Consider the following 20,897-nt stretch of genomic DNA (forward strand, 5'->3'; position numbering starts at 1 on the left):
GGTGCTTATGCGGTTTTAAACTGCGATAAAAGCTGCTGAAGCTCTTCGGCCATATTGGACAACGATTGAGCCGAGGTTTGCAGCTCCTCCGTCGTCTGAAGCTGGCCTGTAGCAGAGGCGGAAACGTTCTGCGTTGAGGAAGCTGTTTCCTTCGCGATGTAAGCCACTTGCTGAACGGCAGCCGTTATTTGCTGAGCCCCTGCCGATATTTCCTCGGAGGTCGCAGCCATTTCCTGAATTTGCGAAGCGATTTGCGAGGTCGATACTAGAATATGATTGAAGTTTTGCTCGGTTTCCTTAACGAGCTCAATCCCCATCTGCACCTCGTCCTTCACTTTCCCCATCGCTTCACCGGACTCCTGAATGCTGGACTGAATTTCATGAAGCAGCTTGGCGATTTCATCAGAAGAGCTTCCGGATTGCTCCGCAAGCTTGCGCACTTCAGCTGCCACTACCGCGAATCCGCGACCCTGCTCGCCGGCGCGCGCTGCTTCAATTGCGGCATTGAGCGCCAGCAGATTGGTTTGAGCGGCAATTTCCTGAATAGCCTGCAAGATGCTGCCGATCTGATGCGACTTGACCTCCAGCATTTCAATAACCTGATCCGTATGATGAACGGACGAGTGGATGGACTGCATTTGATTTACGGTGTTTTGGACAAAGGCTTCCCCGCTCTCCGCCTGCTGCTTCGTCCATTCTACAGATTCGGCAATCGAGGACGCGCTTTCGGCCATTCTGCTGATTCCTTGCCCCACTTCTTCCATGGATCGCGATGTTTCTTCCATCGTAAGCGTCTGTTGATCAGCGCCTGTTGCCACTTCCTTGACGGTTGAGGCAATCTCGACGGATGCGTGCTGCATTTCGCCTGAGCTGGATTTCAGCTGCTCTGCAGACACGGTTACGAGCTGTGCATGCTCATTAATCGTTTCAATCATGGTTCTCATGTTATCCGTCATCTGTACGAAAGCGGCGCTGAGCTCTCCGATTTCATCGCTCCGGTTCAATGCAACGCTTTTCTCCGACAGATCGCCTTCAGAGATCCGCTTGGCTGCTCTGCTCATTTCCTTCAAAGGCTTGGATACATGCTGGGCCATCACGAAAGAGATCGCGAGTCCGGCAAGAATAGCGAGTACACTAAGCACAATAACCCAGGTAACCCCGGTACGGTTAGAGTCCTCCAGCTCCCCTGACCATTCATCGGCATGAGCCTGGATGTTGCGGGTAAGCACATCGATTATCATACTGCATCCGCTTATGAACTCGTCCGCCTGCTGAATCAGTCTCATGCCGTCAGGACTGTGCTGTTGAGCGGCGCTTAAAATTGCCGGGAACAAATTCTCATAGGACTCCCATTGCTTGCTGAACAGCTTCAGCAGCGTAACATCCTTTTCCGTAATGGCAAGCTGCTCCAGCGTTTTCGTCTTGGACTTGATTTCCGAGAACAGCGCCTTTGCTTTATCCGGCTGGGTCAACACTTCATCGGTTATGTCCATGCTGGACATGTCGCCCGAGCTTTTCTCCGGCATATTCAGCTGAATGCGAAGAATCAAGTCATCCAATTCCTTAATGTCGTGGTTCAAGTTGCCCAGCATAACCACACTGGGTAGGCCTTTTTGTGTCATTTGCTTTGATTTCTGGCCCATCGTATTCATTTGAATCAGTGCTGTTACACTTAGAACGGACAACAGCAGCAGGACGACCAAGAAGCTGACGAGCAGCTTTTTGTGGAGCGACAGCTGTGACAGCTTTCCGATAACGTCCCGTATCCATTCTTTCGCTTTCCCTTTCATTCTTTTTCCTCCGATTCTGTCTGTTTTGTTGGGTTTTTCTATTTTTTGAAAGCGCTATTTCCTTTCATTTACAATTCATCCCTTTGTATATTTCGACACTTTAGGCAGAATAGTTTAGAGACTTTTGTCGATTTTTATCATTTTCCCGAAAAAAGTTGCTGTTTTTTGAACAAAATAGGTATTTCGACCCATATCGATAGGAAAAAGATGCTTCGGGTGATTTGCCGGCTGCCTCGAAATGAATAATTCAACGTTAAAAAAAGCCCTTGCAGCCGAAAATGGTTCAGCTGAGGGCTTTCTTGCTTTTATAAGTCTATAATCTGGGCTTATCGTAGGGCTCTCCCATGTTGACATATTTCACTTGACGCACCTGCACGTTCGACGAGCCTATCGGGGTCTCGATGGTTCTGCTCTCATCCTGGGATGCCAGCAGGAGCTGAAATCCGAATGGAGCCAAAAAAGAAATTTGATTGCGGTCAGGATCGGCCTGATGCGGGAATACAATAGTGTATGAATCCTCGAAGCCTTCGTCCAGCGTCTCGACCCGGCTGCCTATAAGCGCAACGGAATGGAGCGACTCCTCCTCAAAATTGGCGATAATATTCTCCAAGGTCCGGGTGTAGTCCTCGACGAACTGCTCTCCAATTTTCTTGGTGCGCTCATTGGCAAAATAGTTATCCAAAATGTGAAACCGTTCTTCGTCAAAATAAACGAGCTGATGAATCAGCTGCATTCTTGCGGAATCGAGCGGACTATGGCTCATAGTAAGGATCACCTCCGCTGCGAACAATTTCTCCTTCCGTAAAATAGCCGTATAACGCTTTCATTTATGGAATGACCTCCTTTGAAAAAATAAGACCTCTCCGACAAGAGGTCCTTAGCGATATATTACCAGATTCATGCTTGTATGCCCAACCTTAACCGGCGAATTCGCAAGAAAAGCATAATCGGCAAAGGGAAACAGGCCGTGCGTGTAGAATGGTTACAAGCAAGAGAAATGAAACAGGAGGAGAACAACATGACGAAATCGGTAACCGTACAGGACCTGGTAAAGCGCTTCTCCTTGGAAGTGCTTGCGGGGCAAAAAGAACTGCATCGAACGATCGTAAAGCCTAAAACCCACCGTCCCGGACTGGAGTTTGTCGGGTATTTTGATTTTTTTCAGCAAGCGAGGGTGCAGGTACTGGGGAAGAAAGAAATTACCTATTTGCATACGCTGACCGAGGAAGAGCGAAACGAACGCATCGGCAACATTGTCAAATACCATCCTCCCTGCTTCGTAGTGACGCGCAATCAGGAAGGGCTTAAATATTTAATGAAATATTGCGAGGAAGAAGGCATCCCTCTGCTCAGAACTCATGAGGCGACCCCGAAATTTCTGGAGCTTATGGACGGCTATTTGACCAAAGCGCTGGCACCGGAGATTACGATACATGGCGTCATCGTCAACGTGTCGGGAATCGGCATCCTGCTGCGCGGCAAATCCGGCGTCGGAAAAAGCGAAACGGCCCACACGCTCATTCGGCGGGGCCATCGGTTAGTTGCGGATGATATTGTCGTGCTCAAAAAAATCAGCCCGGAGACGCTGATCGGTACTCACAACGGAAAAAGCAAGGAGTTCCTCGCTCTGCGCAGCATCGGTCTGATTAATGTATCGCGTCTATATGGAAGAAGAGCGTTTCAGGACGAGACGCGCATCGTGCTGGATATCGAGCTGACCCAATGGAAGGATAACGCCTTGAATAACGAATTGGAGCTGGAGCCGACCTTCACCGACTATATGGACGTCCGGATTCCCCATATCGAAATTCAGCTCCAACCCGGCAGAGATGTAGCAGGCCTGGTTGAAGCCGCTGCGAACAATTGGTACCTGCGCCAGCAGGGCTACAGCGCCGTTGAGGAATTCATGAAACGGCTGGAGGAAGGTTAGCCGTATAACGCTGCCTGCCCGTTAAGGCTGACGATGGATGGTCTCGCTATCCATGGGTAAATCCCCCATTGGCCAATGTAGAGGAAGGGCTGCTTCGGCCGCCTCCTCCTTCTCTGCCTTAGGCTCTGCTTGCGGGGTCAGGGCAGGATCATCCATCCATAAGCGGATCAGGTCGTTCATTTCGCGGTGGTTTTTGGTTGGAATTTGATGCCGGGCCCCCGGAATCAGATGATACGTGCAATGCGGGACTCGCCGTTGAATCAATTGGGCGTACCGGTGGAAGGATCTATCCTTCTCCCCATAAATCAGAAGCAGCGGTTTGTGGATCCGATGCAGCTTGCTCGTACAGTTATAGCCGAGGCTGCAGCCAAAATACTGCCGCATGTTGCGGACCTGTCCCTGCATCGCCCCGGCGTACAGCTGCTTGAATGTCGATGGCAAGTCGGCATTGCCGATAGATATTGCAGCAGATAGCAGCGTTTTGCCGGACAGCTTGCAGATCTGCCTCGCCGTCCAAATCAGGCTTTTGTTGAACCAGTCGCTGACCTCGGACATGGCGCTGACCAGAATGCCTCCCAGAAATCGCTGCGGATAAGCAATCATCGCCTCCAAAACGGCGGAGCCTCCGGTCGAGTACCCGCATAGCACCGCTTGGGGCAGCTTCAAAGCGTCCATAAGCTTGCAAATATCTTCCGCTATAAGTTCATAAGTAACCTTCTCTTCCGAGTAGCCGCTTTTGCCGTGCCCGCGTATGTCGAATGTAATGACCTCAAAACGGTCTGACAGCTGCTGCTGGTAAAAGAACACCTCTCCCGTCAATAGCGGCGGATGAATAAACAGGATCGGCACACCTTGGCCGATCCTTTCGTAATGCAGCTTAACCCCGTTAACTTCCACCATCGGCATAATGTTCACCTCTATCGGTTTTTCCATGATTATCCGATAGTGTCTCCGCAATTGCCTATTCCATGCATAGGCTGCATGAGACTAATGCCGGCTTACATTGCCTTATGCCCGAAGCTTTTCTAGGTGGCGGCCGCGCTGTTCTGTCTTTTTTGGATCGCATGCACGCCCATCACGACCAATATAAGCTCTTCGGTCGGCAGCTCCGAATGATTGGATAGTTCGAAAGCTCCGGCTCCGAAGAAGCTATCCGTTCTTCTAAATTGTGCAACCGTCCTGCCTTCCGGCTTATGTACCGTATACTCTCTGGAAAAAGCAGGAGATTCGATCTCATATTCCCCTCGAGAGCCTTCGTACCAATACTTTTTAGAAAAAAAGGACATCCTGGCCTTCAGAACGCCGATCTCCTCGCCGTAACGGTCGGAAATCATCCAAGCATTGGAGAAAAAACGGAATTTCCCGCTATAGGCTATTTCTCCGCGCTCATCCAGAACATGAATTCCGGAAGTGAACATGCTTTGCAGATCGAGCTCTCCCATTTTTTCATTGTTCTCATTAACGATGTCGGTATAGCCGGTTGAAAAGAATCGATCCGAGAAGTAGACCTTCATGACTCGGGCCTCCTTTGTCCTTCCATAAAGTTTCCAGGCTTACTTCTTATTACGAAAGCTGATTAAGAAATGTTTCGCATTGATGTCCTGGTCGTACGCAGGGGTTTATTGGTTTTATAACAAATTTATTACAAAACCTAGAAAAAGCCGCATCCCCATCAGACGGGAACTAAGCGGCTCTTTCCTTGCTTCCGATAAGCAGGCTACAATTCTACAATGACTCTTCCTTTGATACGCCCTTGCAAAATTTCCTCCGCATAATGCGGTACTTCATCGAGACGAATACGGCGTGCAATCCGGCTCAAGTGGCCTGTCGGCAGCAAATCTTCGGCGGTCCGCTTCCACAGCTCGTAACGCCGCTCCGCCGGGTACTGCACCGAATCAATGCCGAGCAGGTTAACGCCGCGAAGGATAAATGGATGCACCCTCGTCGGAATCGCCCCGCCGCCGGTAAGTCCGCTTACCGCTACCGATCCTCCGTAGCGGATGGAAGCGAGCAGATACGCAAGGGACTTCCCGCCGACGGGATCGACGGCGGCCGCCCACCGCTGCTTCTCGAGCGGCTTGATGCTCTCCGGGCTCAACTCGCTGCGGTCAATGATCTCCTGCGCTCCGAGCGAGCGCAGGTAGTCATGCTCCGCGGCTTTGCCGGTGCTGGCCGCGACATGATAGCCGCGGGCGGCGAGCAGCGCCACGGCAAAGCTGCCGACGCCGCCCGTGGCGCCCGTCACCAGCACGGGGCCCTGCCCCGGCTGCAGGCCGTTATGCTCCAGGCGGTCGATGGACATCGCCGCCGTCAAGCCGGCCGTGCCGATGGCCATGGCATCGTGCGGCTCGAGGCCCGGCGGCAGCGGCACGACCCAGTCGGCGGGGACTCTCGCCATTTGGCTCAAGCCGCCAAAATGCGAGACCCCAAGCTCGAAGCCTGTAACCAGCACGGCTTGTCCCGCTTGAAAGCGGGGATCGGTGGAAGCAACCACCGTTCCAGCCAGGTCGATGCCCGGAACATGAGGGTAAGTGCGTACGATGCTGCTGTTAGGAAGGCAGGCTAGCCCATCCTTATAATTGACACCCGAAAAGCTTACGCGAATCAGCACCTCTCCTTCCGGCAAGTCCTCTACCGTCAGCTCCTTCACACCGATCTCAAAGCGCTCCCCCTGCTTATCAATGACCAAAGCCTGAAACGTTTCCGTATCCATTGCCATCTTCGCTTGCCCCTTCCTTCCGTTAATCTGCCTTGCTTCCGCTTCTTAGCATTTTGAAACCCGTTAAGCCCATGCCACTCATATTGAATGATTATTCCAGTCCCAATAAGCTTTTATGTATTTTGACAACAACCTTTCGGATCGGCTGATCCTTGGTTACACTGCAGCACGGACGATGAATATCTCCCGGATAAAATACGGCAAAGGAACCTGGACGAAGCACCAGGGAGCTTTCCTCTCCGACCTTTTCATAGAATGCAATGTCCCTGGTCTCGAAGGACTGTTCCGAAATTACCGCTTCCTCCGATAACGGAACGACGCGAATCACTTCTTCTCCCGACAGGAGGAATTGTATATCGGTATAAGTTCGATGGGATTCAGGGCGTTGCTGCTGCCAATCCTTCGTGGCAGGTTCTTGCAGCAAAGCAAACATCAGATCGCCTTCAATCTCATATTTGCCCGCTGGCAGAGAACTGAAATCGGTGCTGCGGATATACTCTATCCCCTTATTTACCGCTTCGGGGAATAAGGCCTTTTCTTTTTCCCAATTCGTCAAATCGCTAAAAATCATCTGCTGCACAACCTTTCCAGATAAGTAGAATGAACGGATGAACTATGGACTCTCTTCTTTCCAGTATACTCCTTCGTGAAAAAAAAGAAAAAGCCCGCCATCCAACCTGGATGACGAACTTCTTGCAGCTATTTTCGTGTCTTTATCTCAAGCTGTTGGCTAGAGCCAGCAGCTCCTCCTTCGTCACGTTCGGAGACGACGTCATAACGTGGTACAGCAGAGTTCTTCCCTCCGATGGTTCCATCCAGCTCACCTCCCGCGATTCGCCGCCGTCCGTCCACAGAGACTGGGGATTTATGGTATAGTACCCTTCCCGGCCGGTCACGGCAACCTTCTCTCCCGTAGTCTGATCTCCGGTAACCAGCTTCAGGTCGATCTGCTCATCGCCGGCGGACAGAACCTGATAGCGAATTTCGATCTCGTCGTTATGGGCATTAGCATAAATGAGCCCCGGACTAACCAATCCATCGGCTCCGAACGAAGGAACAGCCGCTTTTTGCCACGTGATCGTCTGCTTCGCTTCTTTGGCCTGCTGCTTTAATTTCTTCGCATAGTCTGTATAGCTTTGAGCATCCATCAATCCGATTCGAGGCTGAACCTCTCCTCTAACAAAGGAAAACCCTTCCGGCACTACGGCAGGAGCCTTGGCCTGTAAGCCCGCTTGCTCTACCTCCCGCTTCCACTGCTCCATGCTAGTGTAGGCGACAGGATGAATCAGCAGGGTCACGGCCGGCAGCTTGAGCTGCTCCAGGGGCTGCACATAGACTACAGCTGCTTCTCCTGGTGCCAACTGGCTTCTGACATCACCGTACGCTCCCCGAATTTGTTCGCTTAAAGCATCGGGCAGTTGTACAGCCGAACTCTTCGTCACTTCCAGCTGAACCTTATTCGTTTGCATCGTATAAAGCAGATTCGAAGCATACGCGACACCCGAGAACAGAAAAATGCACGCCGCCACTAGAGCGATCCGCGCTTTGCCGCTGAGCCTTCCGCCTGACCTCCTCCGCTTCCCTGCGGCATAGGTTTCAAACAATCGTTCCGCTTGAGCATCCAGCTCTTGAGGGACCGTCAGCTGCCCGGCGTATTGCCGGAGCTCGGCTTTTAGTTGGTTTTGGATGGACATGTGGTGCAGCCTCCTTTATCATCCGTTATGGGATTGACAGATAAATGACGCAATCTGTTAAGCGCCGTATGATGCCGTGATTTCACCGTACCTATCGGAATATTCAGCAGCTCGGCTATTTCCTCGAACGAGTACTCGTGGTAATAGCGTAATACAATAACGCTTCGGTGCTTATAGCTCAGTCCTTGAACCAGCCGGATCAGCTCGCTGCGATGCTCGCTAAGCAAATACAGCGACTCGGTATCCGCAACCGGTACATGAACCTCCATACGGGCATTGCGCTCGTGAATTCGAAACCTGCGCCACAATTTACGATTCCAATTATGAACCTGGCGAATAGTTAATCCTGTTAACCATGCACGAAACGGCCGGTCGAACTGGTACTTGGAAATCGATTTGAGCATCTCCGCATACACTTCATTCACGACATCGTTCACGTCCTGCTTGTTATTCACCAGCAGGCTTACGGTTCTGTACACCTCCTCTTTGCTGTGCTCATACATGACTCGAAAGGCTTCCTTACTTCCCGCTGCCATTTGGCGCAGGGATTCATGCAGTAATGGCTCTGTCATAGGCGGCCGGCCCCCTAATCTTTACTTCACTCTATATTGGTCCTGTGCCCGAAAAAGGTTCATTCTTCGAGTCTGTTGATAAGCCTGTAAGGCTTGAACTATTGTCAACATACTCCGGTGGGGCATCCCCTCCGGCCGCTGTTGAAACCCGTGAATTAGATTATATTTAGCGGTATTTTCACGGATTTCAAAGGCGGACGTAAACTCCTTCGAGGCATACCCCACCTCCATATGTAGCTTAGTTCTCGCAAAAATATAGTTTTTTCAACAACCTAATTCTTCTCTTCTTTAAAATAACCCGCTAGATGGAGCCTTGGCTTCAAAGCCGATTTGAGGTACTGTGCGGAAAAAAAGCCGAACCGGCATCGGGAAATTCCCTCATCGGCTCGACTTTTACTAGCTTGTGCTATCTTCTGTTTTTAAAAATGCTCTATCGGCCAGAAGCGCTCCTTGGAGATTTGGGCAAGCTCCTTCTCATTCAATACGGTGACAAAGGCCTGCTGATCCACATAAACAACGACGAACTGGTACCCGCTGCCCGCTATCTTGGTATTGATTTTTTTCAAAATCCCTACATCCATAAAGTCATTCATGTACTGAGGGTATAAGGTCACTTTCTCCCCGTTCAAATTCAATTGCACTTTTATAGGGCCTTCTTCGGTATTCCATGTTTCTACGATATCGCTTGGGTTAAAGGCGCCTCTTGAAATTCGCGCCCAGTCCTGCAGCGCTTTGACATAAACTTGATTTCCTTTGCCGACATCGGCTTCGGTATCCGCCATCCATACTCTGCTTTTATCCAGCTGCAAAATAAAGTGATCTGCATACCGCTGATAAAGAGTATGGTCCTGGTACGGATCAAAGTCTTTATCTGCCGCGAAATCGTTCGGGTAGTTGTCAATAAAGTTCTTCTCAACCTCGTTTACGTCCATGGACTGGAAGAAGCCCATTTCCTTATAATAAGCAAAAATCTCATGGATTCTTTCCGCCGCGCTCTTTCCCTTGTACTTCTCGGCTATCTTTTCTTCGGGAGTAGGAATCTCCTGGAAGGTTCGGGCTATGTCCAGTAATTCTGTAGAGGATTCGTCGAAGTCGGTTTCACGAACAAACAACAAAAATTTATATAAGCTATTCTTGCCTTGAATGACCATCATCCGTGCTTTGAATTGATTGGCACCATTGTTAAAAATAAATGATCCATAGGCCGAATCAAGCCCGTTGATAGAAAGATGCTCCGGCTTGGAGGCGGGCTCATAATGGGTTCTGGATATTTCAGAGGCCAAATAATCCGTTAAACTAGGAACAGGTTTAGATACAGACTCATCTTCCCAGAAGAGGAATCCCTCTCCTTGTAACGAAATGGCGCTTACATCAGCGGTTCCTGAATTCGCCGCATCCGCTGTTTGCCACTTATGGCCCGCCCTAAAGCTCCATCTATTATCTAAAGACTTAAACTCTCGCAAATCTTTATAGATATTGATCGTCTTGTCAGTCTCTTTCCACACCATATCGTAATGCATGACTTCGCTGATAAAACGAACAGGTACGAACAGGTTCCCATTCTTTACTTTAGGGGCTGACGGGAGCTGCTGCTGTATGCCGTTCACGGTTGCTGTCAGGTCGTTCACTTTAAGGGTGATTTGAAGCCCCTGCTTCTTGCCTGAGACGATCTGATTGCGTTCGTCCCATTCGATTTGAAGTCCCAGCGCCTCAAATAATGGACGAAGCTGTACCAAGGTGATGCCGTTCTCAACAAATGGCGCTTCATCAAAGCTGATTTGTTTCCAGTCCAGTTTTACTATGATTTCATTGGGATCGGATCTCATAGACGGCATTTGGTTGATAGTAACTCCCTGTCTCCTAAGCTCGTCTAGGATATTCTTTCCTTCGTCATGCAAAGGATTATTTTCGATATAAAGTGTTGTAAGCATTTTGATAGAGGCCAGCGGACGAATATCCTGAACTTGATTGTTATTGAGGAAAACGAGTTGCAAGGTGGGATGATCTTCTAGAGCTTGAACATCCTTAATTTGATTTCCCGATAGCGATAACCATTTTAAAGGCAAATGGGCTAATGCCGTTATATCTTCAATCTGGTTATTGCCAATCAATAAGTCCGTAAGGTGACTATTTTGAGCAAGACAATCAATCGAAGATATTTGATTATCCGATATGACCAATTGCTGCAGCTGATACAAGCTGGCCAGCGGACAAACATTCTCAATCTGATTATGTTCCAGGCCAAGCATTTTAATTTCCGTTAATTGCTTAAGCGGAGACAAATCTTTAATTTCCTGGTTAGGCGCATACAGCGATTTAAGATTTAGGGCGTGCTCCAGTCCCTTTAAGCTCTGCACCTTGCCCTCCTCTTGCGGATATAAGGAAGTCAGCTCAAGCAGAGCTTCTTCCGTCAGCTCTTCGCTCTCATCTAGGTTCAATTGTTTCTTTATAGCCTGCTCCAGCACCGGATCTTCGATCAGCTTGCCTTCGGCGTGAGCTTCACTTAGCGGAATTACCAAGAGAAGCATTAGACCTGCCAGCAGTGCCGGCCATGCCCATCTTTTCATATTTGCGACTTCCCCTTCGTCATTGTTATTTCAGAGTCCCCCATGTTTGCCCAATTGGAAGCGGCTCGCTTGACTTATTCCACAAGGAAGCGCAATTTCCTTTTTTCGACAATATTTCGCAAAAAAAAGCCAACCCCTCGCCTTATGAAGGCTCGAAGTCAGCTTATCTGTCCTTGTTTAATGCTCCCTAATCCATACGGTCATTTCGCCCTGCTTCCGGTTCCCCCATAAGAAGTATGGAATGGCTTGCAATTGGTGGGGTACTGCCTGCCGGGTCACAGGACGATATAATTCCTCCTCGCCCCATTCTCTCTCATCATCGCGTGAAGCCTCCGCTTCTACGACGACTATGCCTCCGAATAGATGATCGTCGAACCTCTCGGTCAGCTCCGACTTGCTATCCAGTACAATGGCGGTCAAGAGCCCGCCGTTATCCTCTTCCTCCAAGCAGTAAACCAGAGGCCCCCGTTGAATAGCGGCTTTGCCCGCATTCGCCCGCAGCCTTGGATTCGAACGGACCCGCTGCGCTGTCATGGGCAGCTCCAGCTCCACGACATCTCCCGCCTGCCACAGCCGTTTGATATAGGCGTATCCGTCTACGATAAGCGGTTCCACCTCTATAGGTTCTCCGTTGACTTGAAGCCGGGCGTCGCGGCACCATCCGGGGATGCGGAGGGCTAAGGCGAACTGCGCTGCCTCGTCCGGAGTGATCTCCAGCTGTATTCGGCCTTCCCACGGATAACGGGAAATCTGCTTTAGCTGCAGTCGTGTGCCCGCCGTCTCCACTTGCGCCTTGCTTCCAATATACAGGTGCGTGTACACGGTATCGTCTGTGCTTGAATAAATATAGCCGCCAAGAGAAGCCAGTAGCCTCGCCACGTTAGGCGGGCAGCACGAGCACCCGAACCAAGGCTGTCTGACCGCCTTAACATGCTTGCAGGACGGATTGTGTTTGCTGGCCTCCGGCCATACTTCCAATGGATTCACGTAAAAATAATGCTTTCCGTCCAGTGCCATGCTGCCTGCTACGTTATTATAGAGAGCCCGCTCCAGCACATCGGCATAGGATCCTTTGGCTTCCAGCCGGAGCATCCGCTCTGCAAAAAAGATCAATCCGATCGATGCGCAGGTTTCCGCATACACCGTATCATTGGGCAGATCATAGTCAAAGGTGAATGCTTCTCCGTGCGCCGTCGAGCCGATACCGCCGGTAATATACATTTGCTTGGATACGATGTTGCTCCAAAGCGTGCGGCAGGCCTCAAGCAGCGGCGCATCCCCGGTATGGCCCGCCAAATCCGCCATTCCCGTGTACATATAGACCGCACGCACCGAATGCCCTACCGCTTCCTTTTGCTCTCTAACCGGCATATGGCTTTGGTGATAAGCTAAATTTGGAGGAGATGCTTTCCCAGGTCTCCAATGGGTTGTCCCTCCTCGCTTTTCCCACTCCTGCGTGAAAAAATGAGGCTCCCGGCCCCGCTCATCAATGAAATATTGGCTGAGCTTCAAATAGCTCTCGTTCCCTGTCACCCGGTACAGCTTGACAAGGGCAAGCTCGATTTCCTGATGGCCGTCGTAGCCGCGAATTTGTCCCGGTTCCCTGCCGAAAACCGTACCGATATAATCGGCAAAGCGGCACATCGCCTCCAGAAAGCGGCGCTTTCCTGTCGCTTCGTAATAGGCCACGGCAGCCTCGATCAAATGGCCGGCAACGTACAGCTCATGACAATCCGTTAAGTTTGTCCAACGATTGCCGGGTTCTTTTATCGTAAAATAAGTATTAAAATAGCCGTCCGCATGCTGCGCTTCTTCAATCAGACCTATGACCTGATCCGCTGTTGCCTCCAGCTCCGCATCCGGGTGATTTGCCAGAGAGTAAGCTACAGCCTCCAGCCATTTGGCTATATCGCTATCCTGAAATACGAACCCTCCGAACTCCCCTGTCTTCTTGCCGGCGGCAATCAGCAGATTGTTCATGGCATGACTCGGCTCGGCACCGGGAATCCGATCATTCAGAGCCTCCCATTGGTACGGAATGACAACCTCACGAACCAGCCTGGTGTAAGGAGACCAGAACGGATCCTCAATCTGAACCTTGCTGAGCGGCACCTGTCTGCTTGTAAACAGCGACATCCCTTCACATCCTTAAGTATGTTATATAGATACAATTTAAACCTTTCATTTTCCCATCATATCTTATAAAATGATTGAAAAATACGAATAGAATCACCCTGTATTTATACTATTTGAACCTTGGAGTGAAGAAGCGTGGAGCCTCTCTACCTGCATTTTCAGGCAGCCCCGCTGCCTTATTTCATGGAATGCGGCAGGACCGTCTATCAGACAGGACAGCAGCATCCGAACCGGGCCAATCTGGGGGTATTCGATCTATTGCTCGTCAGCCGGGGAACGCTCTACATGGGAGAGGAAAACAAACAATGGGCCCTGACCGCAGGAGAAATGCTGATTCTCCTTCCTGACCGTTATCACTATGCGGCAGCCCCTTGCGAGGAAGAAACGACGTTTTATTGGCTGCATTTTCAAATACCGGGAACATGGAGGGAATCAGCTGCGGCCTTCTCCGAGTCTGCGGCTAAAGATAACACGGCAGGCCATCTGCAGCTTCATCCGGTTCAGCAGCATAGCATGGCGATCCCCAAGCATTGGGCTATGCCTGTGCCTCAGATGGGCTATGATCTGTTCGCCAAGCTGCTAGGCTGGTCTGCGGAGCTGCGATCCAGCGGCTTCTGGGAACAGCAGCAGCTGTTTCTGGAGCTTCTGCGCTCGGCCGTTGAGGGTCAGCACATCTTCAATACTCATCCGTCTAGGGTTGTCGCCGAACAGGCGGAGGCCTTCTTGAAGCGCCATTACCGGAGCGATGTGACCAATGCGATGCTGGCGGACGCCCTTCACTTTCACCCGAATTATATTACCCGATGCATGAAGGAAGTGTATCAATGCACACCGCTCGAATATTTGCTGCGATATCGTCTGGAGCAGGCGAAGCTGCTTCTGGTTAAGACCGACCTGCCAGTCTCGGAAATTGCCGATAACGTGGGCTTTCATTATCCCGCTTATTTCTCCCGCTGCTTTAAGCAGAGCATTGGGCTGACTCCCCGGCAGTACCGCAAGCAGTTTCAACCTGCCTCCCTGCCGGACACGGTGGCCTCAAGGCCCAAGGAAGCTTAGGGTTAACCCGATTTTCTGTAAAAAAGGAAGCGCTTAAAAAGCCGCCCAAGCGCTGCTTGCCGTTCCTTTAATTGACACAATTAGTCAGATTTTTACGACAATTTCTGCCCCGGTCATGGTATAATGAAAGTGTAGTAACAAACGAAATAATCACGGAGGTGGTTATCATGCTATTCACTAAAATTCTCGTAGCATACGACGGTTCGAACTTGTCCAAGAAAGCGCTCGCCAAAGCGATTGAAATTGTGCAGCAGGAAACCGCACAGGACGCTAAAACGCCGGAGCTCCACGTCATTCACGGAGTGCAGGACGTATCCTATGCTATGGGTACTACCATTACCATAGATCCGAAAATCAGCGAAGGGGTTCTTCAGGAAGCAAGAGATCTCGTCCCTTCTTCGATAGACGCCAGCTACATTATCCAGAACGGCTCTCCCGCCAATTCCATTCTGGATTATGCCCATGATAACGGAATTGATCTCATCATTATGGGCAGCCGGGGACTCGGAGCTATTCGCGAGTTCTTCTTAGGAAGTGTCAGCCATAACGTGGTACAGAACTCCAAAGTGCCTGTCCTTATAGTGAAATAATATGAAAAACGAGCAACAGCACTACACCATCTGTCCGGTGTAGTGCTGTTCTTTTTTTACCGCCATGCTGCGGTATCTACCACTCTTTCGCAAATGCGGTCAATTAGCTTATGCTCATGACTGATAACCAGAATGCCGATGTCCCGCTTGCCAGCCTCGGCCAGAACAGCATGCCAGATTTGCGCTTGGGTAATCGCATCGAGCATCGCCGTCATTTCATCCGCTATGAGAAAGCGGGTTCCCGCTCCAAGCGCACGCGCAACACAGAAGCGCTGCAGCTCGCCGCCCGACAGCTCATTCGGCCATCGGCCGAGCCAATCCGCTTCAATGCCCAGCGCGGCCAGCAGTTCCGGGTCGGGCTCTCCCCCTTCCCGCAGCATTCGCCCCATCGACCAGCGCGGATTCACTGCTTTCTCCGGATGCTGGAACACCAATTGCACGGGATGAAAGCCTGTTGCAGGCAGCGGTCCTCCGTCTAACATAACCGCTCCCTCCCGCGGCTTTTCGAAGCCCGCCAGTATGCGGCCAAAGGAAGTTTTGCCATAGCCGCTGGGGCCAACCAGCCCTACAACCTCACCGGACCTTATAGTCAGATCGACACCGCGGAACAGCCATGGCTCTTTATCATAATGAAATCCGATCTTGCGTGCCTCAAGAAGCATGAATGCATCTCACCCTTCCTTCGCGCAGCTCCCTCTCTGCCGGCAGCGCATCGCTGCATTCCGCAGTGGCCATTGCACACCTCGGCGCAAAGAGGCAGCCCGGCGGCAGCGCAGACGGATGGGGCTGAAAGCCGGGGATAGGCGCAAAATCATTTTGCGGCAGCGCCCGCCACAATGCCTTCGTATAAGGATGGCGAAGAGCCTCGCCCGTTCCATGGAAATCCTCCCTGCGTGCGACTTCAACCGTAGTGCCTGCATAGAAGACGGCAACCCGATCGGCAATCGTCAACGCAGCTTCTATATCATGCGTAATCAGCATGACGCTGGCACCGCTATCCGCAAGCTCCCTGAATCGGCTAAGCGCTTCTTGAACGGCCGAGGGATCTAGGCCGGGAGTCGGTTCATCGGCGATAATCAGCTTCGCACCGCTGATCGTCGCGGTAGATACGAGTACTCGCCGGGCCATACCCCCGGACAATTGAAACGGATATTTCCGGTCCGTACCGGATGCAAGCCGGTATCGTTCGAATACTTCCTTCATACGGGCGTCGGCATCCCCTTCACGTACGGAAGCCTTCACCTGTTCACCTACCCGCATAAGCGGATCAAGAAAAGTAACCGATTGGGGGACAAGCGCGATCTCCCTGCCTCTTAAGGAAGCAGCCCGGTCGGCATTCAGCTCCAGCCCCTCATATAGAAGAGTGCCGCTCATCCTCGCATTCGACGGCAAAATACCGAGAACAGCATGGGCCAGCAAGCTTTTGCCCGATCCGCTGGAGCCGACAACCGCTACAATTTCACCGGGATGAATCGTCAGATGCAGGTCATGGATCACTTGAATCGAACGCTGCTTAAGGCCGCGTGTATATTGGGTAAACGATAGGGAAAGGTTTTGTACCTGCAAAATCGCCATGGTTCCTGTCAGCTCCTTTGCTCTCTAATGCTGCATGGCTAGCAGCTATTCATGTGACTGATGCGGGTCGAAGAGCCGGCGCATATTGTCCCCAAGCACATCGAACGCTCTTACGATAAGCAGAAGACATAAGCCCGGGAAAAAAGCCAGCCACCACATCCCGGTTGATAAATACCGCATGGATTCGGACAAAATAACACCAATCGCAGGCTGATGAGGGGATAACCCCATCCCGATAAAGGTTATAGCCGCTTCGTGCAGAATAGCATGCGGAAACAGCAGCACCACGCCGACCACGAATTGAGGAGCCAGATGCGGCAGCAAATGTCTTGTTGCAATCCACCAGCGCGATTTGCCCAAATGCCCGGAGATTTGCACGAATTCGGCCGACCGGAGCTGCATGACTTCCGCCCGAATGACGCGGGACAAGCTCGGCCAATGAGTAAAGGCAATACCGATAATGATCCCTTTGGCCCCTCCCCCCATGACGAAGGCCAGAAGAATGAGCGTCACCAAATGGGGGACACTAAGAAACAAATCTATAAGCCAGCTGATGATACGATCCGCCGTTCTGCCCATGGTGGCGGCAGCTAACCCTAGTGCCATAGCAATGATGACACTGGCCGCAGCCGCGGTTAAACCGACTCCAATGCTGAGGACAAGACCTTTCATCGTTCTGGTGAACATATCCCTTCCCAGCCAATCCGTACCAAACAGATGGCTCCAGGAGGGCGCCATATTGCGAATTTCCAGATGCGTCTGGATCCTGTCGCTGCTTAAGAGAAGGCCTTCCAGCACTACAAAAGCCAGCAATAGAGCAGACAGCACTATCATAGTAACCGTTCGCTGCCTGCGGTTCATTCTTCCTATGCTCATCTTTTCGCCCGCCCCTCTCTAAGCCTGGGATCGACAAAGCGATAGATCAGATCCGCCAACAGGTTACCGGAGAATACGAATACAGCGCTGAACAGCACCAGCCCCATCAACAGCGGCACATCTCCCCGAAGTCCGGCTTCTACCGTAGCCTGACCGAGACCCGGATAAGAAAATACCTGCTCCGCCAGGACAGCCCCCCCGAACAGCTCGCTGAAGGACGCAAACTGCAAGGTTACCGCAGGAAGCGCAATATTGCGCAAACCATGCCTCCAAAAAAGCCGAAAGCCCCGCTCGCCCCGTGCCTTTGCGAACAAAATATAGTCGCTCGACAGTACGCTGACCAGCTTCTCTCTGGTATGCAGGGCGATCGTCGCGATACCGATAACGCTCAGTGTCATAGCCGGTAGAATCATATGTACCAGCCGATCGGTCCAGGTTACCTCCTGCGAGAGCACTCCGGCAGGGACGCCCATCCCGACAGGAAACCATCGAAGCCATACGGCGAAAACAATCAGAAGTACCAGTCCCATCCAAAAGGTTGGCGTGGAAGCCAACGTATAGCAGTACCATTTGATCGCCTTATCGATCCAACGGTCCTTGTTCATTGCCGCAATAATCCCGGCCGCAAACCCGATAACCCCTGAAAGCAGCCATGCCGTGCTCATTAGCGCGATGGAGCTCTTGAATCGTTCGCCGATGACCTCGGTAACCGGACGGCGAAAGATCATGGATGTCCCCATATCCCCTTGCAGCACGGAGGCCGACCATTTCATATAGCGCTCCATAGGGGGGCGGTCGAGCCCCCAGTGGGCCGCAATCCGTTCACGCTGCTCCGGCGAGACCTTCATCATATCCGAGCCGACATAAGCCTGAACCGGATCGATCGGCGATTGGCTGATTAGCAGGAACGATACGGCACTGATCGCTATCAGCAGAAGGCACAGCCTTAGTACCTTCAGTCCAAGAAACCTCACTAAGCTTCCGCTCATGCTGCCAACACCCGCTTCCCTTAGTTCAGCCATTTCCACTCTTCAATATTATCCGTAACCGGCCAGCCGTGGCCGTGCGGATGAATCCGCTGCTTGCCGATATCGAGGTTTTCTTTGACCAAGTACAAATGGTCGATGTTGACGAGCCAGGCCCAAGGAGCATCGCCTTTGGCGCTCAATCCTGTAGCTCCGTCCCACTGTGCCTTTTTCCAAAATTCCATAGCATCCTTCGTATTCGTTGCCCGAAGCGCCTTGTTCATATAATCATCCACCTTCGGGTTACTGTAAAAGCCCGGGTTGTAATATTCCACACCGCCGAATTTGCTGCTGTACACATTGAACATTTCCATCGGATCGTTGCTGCCCCATCCGAGCAGCAGTGCGCTGGAGTGCATCAGCTTTTTAATTTCGTCCCAGCTTTTGCCGTCAACCTTCATGTTAATGCCAATGGATTTCATCTTATCTGCAACCGTAATCGCCAACGATTGGCGAGTCACGTCATCGGACGGATACAGCAAGGGAAACTCCGCCTTCAGCGATCCCTTATCCAGGATGCCGTCGCCATTCGTATCCTTCCATCCTGCATCGGACAAAAGCTTTTTTGCCGCTTCCAGATCGCCGTCAGGCACGACAGAGTCGGCATTATACCAAGGCAGGCCGTCATTGACCGTAAAGGCAGGGGTACCATGTCCCTCCAGCACTCCTTGGACGAGAGCCTTGCGGTCTATCGCCGTATTGATGGCTTTTCGAATCGCGATATCGGCCGTTACGTCATTCCCGATCGGATATCCTTCCTTCGTCTGACCGCCGGCTTTGACGTAAGGGAACACGATCCCCCGGTTATCCACCGTATGAACGGTCTCCAGACGCATCCCGGGAACCTGCTGCTTGCTGAATGCAGCCGGAATATAGGACACATCGACCTTTCCAGCCTTGGCGGCGGCAAAGGCGGCATCCTCGCTCAAGAACAGGAAGGTCAGCTTTTTAAAATACGGCTTCGCTCCGTAATAATCCGGGTTCGCCTCAACAATCAGCTGCTGGCCTTTGTCCCACTGAATGAACTTATAGGGGCCGCTGCCTATCGGTTTTTGCGAATAGTCCTTCCCATGAGCATGCTTCGGAACGATTCCTGTCGCCAGCATCATTTGAATAAAGGTCGATTGCGGTTCCTTCAACGTAAATTGGACTGTCGAATCGTTGGGAGCCTCCACACTTTTCAAGTTGCTCAAATCGATAGCCGAGCTGCTCTTGGCGGCAGTTTCGTATGTATATTGAATATCTCCAGCGGTCAGCGGCTGCCCGTCCGTAAATTTTGCATCCTTACGAATGATGACCGTCCATACCGTTCCGTCGCCGCTCAGCTCATAGCCCGTTGCGAGATCATTTACGATGCTCATATTGGCATCATACTTGAACAAAGTACTCTGAAACAGCGGCGAGCCATAGCGTCCCCAACCGGTAGTCGGGTCAAATCCGGCCTCCGGCTCGGAACCGACAGCCACGACCAATTCATCCTTTGCTTTCCCTGCATTCCCCTTCGGAGTCTGAGTGCAGCCCGCCAGAAATACTGAAAGAAGAAGTACAATCAGTATGGCTAATCGAATCGTTTGTCCCTTCAACACATCTCTCTCCTCTTTCTCTCCCATGGTATATATGTATTTCAGTAACACGAATTGTTCAAATTGTAGCACACAATACCGATATCGTCACCCCTTTCCTCCCAAATTTTGTCGAAAAACAAATGATATGCATCGATTTTACCTGCTGCATGCAGCTTCTCGCCCTTCATTGGGTAATAAAAAGCAATCCCGGAATAAAGCTGCCGGAAAAAGGAGAGGTTATACCGAAAACAGGTGCAATTTGACGGAAAAACAGGGACGCTGCCTATCAGCCTAATTCCCAGCAAACGAGGTGCTAACGATGTACTCCAAAATTCTTGTCGCCTACGACGGCTCCGAGCTGTCCAGAAAAGCGCTGGAGCATGCCAAACGACTCGCTGCGGCCGCTGCCGAAATCGAAGTACTGCACGTCTATTATGTGCCCGCGCTCATCATCGGAGAGGCCGTATTGACAACCCCTCAAATGCAAAAAAACTACTATGAGCATGAGCTCGCGGTAGATGAAGAGATCAAGCGTCTGATCTCCGACCTGCCGTCGGCTAAATCCATTATCAAGCAGGGCCAGCCGGCCAAGACGATCGTGGAGCATGCCCGGGACAACGGGAACGATCTGATCGTCATCGGCAGCAGAGGCTTATCCGCTCTGGATGAGCTGTTCCTCGGAAGCACGAGCCATAATGTCGTCCAGCATGCCGGTATCCCGGTGCTTGTTGTGAAATAGCGGTTTGACCGCCATACGCTGCTCAGCGGCTCACAATCAAAAAGTCCTGCAACGGGTATCCTC

General features: G+C 51.4%; 19 protein-coding genes. 4 read left to right on the top strand and 15 right to left on the bottom strand.

What is annotated here, in order from left to right; genetic code table 11:
• Nucleotides 1-5 precede the first annotated feature (5 nt).
• Both ABEA66_RS17485 and ABEA66_RS17490 read right to left on the bottom strand, forming a co-directional pair.
• Nucleotides 6-1,790, bottom strand: coding sequence for a methyl-accepting chemotaxis protein (locus ABEA66_RS17485; protein WP_079914584.1), 1,785 nt, complete (start codon nucleotides 1,788-1,790; stop codon nucleotides 6-8).
• Between the two features lie 313 nt (nucleotides 1,791-2,103).
• Nucleotides 2,104-2,553, bottom strand: a complete 450-nt coding sequence (locus ABEA66_RS17490) for a GreA/GreB family elongation factor (RefSeq protein WP_345589371.1) — start codon at nucleotides 2,551-2,553, stop codon at nucleotides 2,104-2,106.
• Between the two features lie 255 nt (nucleotides 2,554-2,808).
• On the opposite strand from ABEA66_RS17490, the gene hprK reads away from it, so the two are divergent.
• Nucleotides 2,809-3,720: an HPr(Ser) kinase/phosphatase gene (hprK, locus tag ABEA66_RS17495; protein ID WP_079914616.1), complete on the top strand. Its 912-nt coding sequence runs from the start codon at nucleotides 2,809-2,811 to the stop codon at nucleotides 3,718-3,720.
• A 21-nt stretch (nucleotides 3,721-3,741) separates the two neighbouring features.
• Here the strand turns inward: hprK and ABEA66_RS17500 are convergent, their stop codons facing one another.
• The 8 genes from ABEA66_RS17500 to ABEA66_RS17535 all read right to left on the bottom strand — a co-directional run bounded on the left by ABEA66_RS17500 (nucleotide 3,742) and on the right by ABEA66_RS17535 (nucleotide 13,408).
• Nucleotides 3,742-4,626: an alpha/beta fold hydrolase gene (locus tag ABEA66_RS17500; protein ID WP_345589373.1), complete on the bottom strand. Its 885-nt coding sequence runs from the start codon at nucleotides 4,624-4,626 to the stop codon at nucleotides 3,742-3,744.
• Nucleotides 4,627-4,745: 119 nt separating this feature from the next.
• Nucleotides 4,746-5,234: an LURP-one-related family protein gene (locus ABEA66_RS17505; RefSeq protein ID WP_079914587.1), complete on the bottom strand. Its 489-nt coding sequence runs from the start codon at nucleotides 5,232-5,234 to the stop codon at nucleotides 4,746-4,748.
• Between the two features lie 203 nt (nucleotides 5,235-5,437).
• Complete coding sequence (locus ABEA66_RS17510; RefSeq protein ID WP_345589422.1) at nucleotides 5,438-6,433, bottom strand: acrylyl-CoA reductase family protein; 996 nt, start codon at nucleotides 6,431-6,433, stop codon at nucleotides 5,438-5,440.
• 97 nt (nucleotides 6,434-6,530) lie between these two features.
• Nucleotides 6,531-7,010: a NanQ anomerase/TabA/YiaL family protein gene (locus ABEA66_RS17515; protein WP_345589377.1), complete on the bottom strand. Its 480-nt coding sequence runs from the start codon at nucleotides 7,008-7,010 to the stop codon at nucleotides 6,531-6,533.
• 142 nt (nucleotides 7,011-7,152) lie between these two features.
• The gene (locus ABEA66_RS17520; protein WP_345589379.1) at nucleotides 7,153-8,133 is read right to left on the bottom strand and encodes a hypothetical protein; all 981 of its coding nucleotides are present in this window, start codon (nucleotides 8,131-8,133) and stop codon (nucleotides 7,153-7,155) included.
• The gene (locus tag ABEA66_RS17525) at nucleotides 8,112-8,705 is read right to left on the bottom strand and encodes a sigma-70 family RNA polymerase sigma factor (protein WP_345589381.1); all 594 of its coding nucleotides are present in this window, start codon (nucleotides 8,703-8,705) and stop codon (nucleotides 8,112-8,114) included. The genes ABEA66_RS17520 and ABEA66_RS17525 overlap by 22 nt, the downstream gene beginning before the upstream one ends.
• 419 nt (nucleotides 8,706-9,124) lie before the next feature.
• On the bottom strand, nucleotides 9,125-11,272 hold the full coding sequence (locus ABEA66_RS17530) for a stalk domain-containing protein (RefSeq protein ID WP_345589383.1): 2,148 nt from the start codon (nucleotides 11,270-11,272) through the stop codon (nucleotides 9,125-9,127).
• A gap of 177 nt (nucleotides 11,273-11,449) precedes the next feature.
• Complete coding sequence (locus tag ABEA66_RS17535; protein ID WP_345589385.1) at nucleotides 11,450-13,408, bottom strand: glycoside hydrolase family 127 protein; 1,959 nt, start codon at nucleotides 13,406-13,408, stop codon at nucleotides 11,450-11,452.
• Between the two features lie 135 nt (nucleotides 13,409-13,543).
• On the opposite strand from ABEA66_RS17535, the gene ABEA66_RS17540 reads away from it, so the two are divergent.
• Together ABEA66_RS17540 and ABEA66_RS17545 are read left to right on the top strand one after the other, a co-directional pair.
• Complete coding sequence (locus ABEA66_RS17540; protein WP_345589388.1) at nucleotides 13,544-14,464, top strand: helix-turn-helix transcriptional regulator; 921 nt, start codon at nucleotides 13,544-13,546, stop codon at nucleotides 14,462-14,464.
• Nucleotides 14,465-14,631: 167 nt separating this feature from the next.
• Nucleotides 14,632-15,054, top strand: coding sequence for a universal stress protein (locus ABEA66_RS17545; protein WP_345589390.1), 423 nt, complete (start codon nucleotides 14,632-14,634; stop codon nucleotides 15,052-15,054).
• Nucleotides 15,055-15,110: 56 nt separating this feature from the next.
• Here the strand turns inward: ABEA66_RS17545 and ABEA66_RS17550 are convergent, their stop codons facing one another.
• From ABEA66_RS17550 to ABEA66_RS17570, 5 genes are read right to left on the bottom strand one after another with little or no spacing between them, the layout of a single operon-like run.
• The gene (locus ABEA66_RS17550) at nucleotides 15,111-15,716 is read right to left on the bottom strand and encodes an ABC transporter ATP-binding protein (RefSeq protein WP_345589392.1); all 606 of its coding nucleotides are present in this window, start codon (nucleotides 15,714-15,716) and stop codon (nucleotides 15,111-15,113) included.
• Nucleotides 15,706-16,629, bottom strand: coding sequence for an ABC transporter ATP-binding protein (locus ABEA66_RS17555; RefSeq protein WP_345589394.1), 924 nt, complete (start codon nucleotides 16,627-16,629; stop codon nucleotides 15,706-15,708). Before ABEA66_RS17555 ends, ABEA66_RS17550 begins: the two co-directional genes overlap by 11 nt.
• Before the next feature lie 45 nt (nucleotides 16,630-16,674).
• Nucleotides 16,675-17,505: an ABC transporter permease gene (locus tag ABEA66_RS17560; RefSeq protein WP_345589396.1), complete on the bottom strand. Its 831-nt coding sequence runs from the start codon at nucleotides 17,503-17,505 to the stop codon at nucleotides 16,675-16,677.
• Entirely contained in the window at nucleotides 17,502-18,494 is a 993-nt protein-coding gene (locus tag ABEA66_RS17565; protein WP_345589398.1) for an ABC transporter permease, read from the bottom strand. The genes ABEA66_RS17560 and ABEA66_RS17565 overlap by 4 nt, the downstream gene beginning before the upstream one ends.
• A gap of 20 nt (nucleotides 18,495-18,514) precedes the next feature.
• A complete protein-coding gene (locus ABEA66_RS17570; RefSeq protein ID WP_345589400.1) occupies nucleotides 18,515-20,113 on the bottom strand; it encodes an ABC transporter substrate-binding protein in 1,599 nt (532 codons plus the stop codon).
• Between the two features lie 301 nt (nucleotides 20,114-20,414).
• Here ABEA66_RS17570 and ABEA66_RS17575 point away from each other — a divergent pair, with 301 nt between their 5' ends.
• Nucleotides 20,415-20,834, top strand: a complete 420-nt coding sequence (locus tag ABEA66_RS17575; RefSeq protein WP_345589402.1) for a universal stress protein — start codon at nucleotides 20,415-20,417, stop codon at nucleotides 20,832-20,834.
• The last annotated feature ends 63 nt before the right edge of the window (nucleotides 20,835-20,897 follow it).

The sequence above is a fragment of the Paenibacillus vulneris genome (assembly GCF_039543185.1).
Classification (GTDB): domain Bacteria; phylum Bacillota; class Bacilli; order Paenibacillales; family NBRC-103111; genus Paenibacillus_S; species Paenibacillus_S vulneris.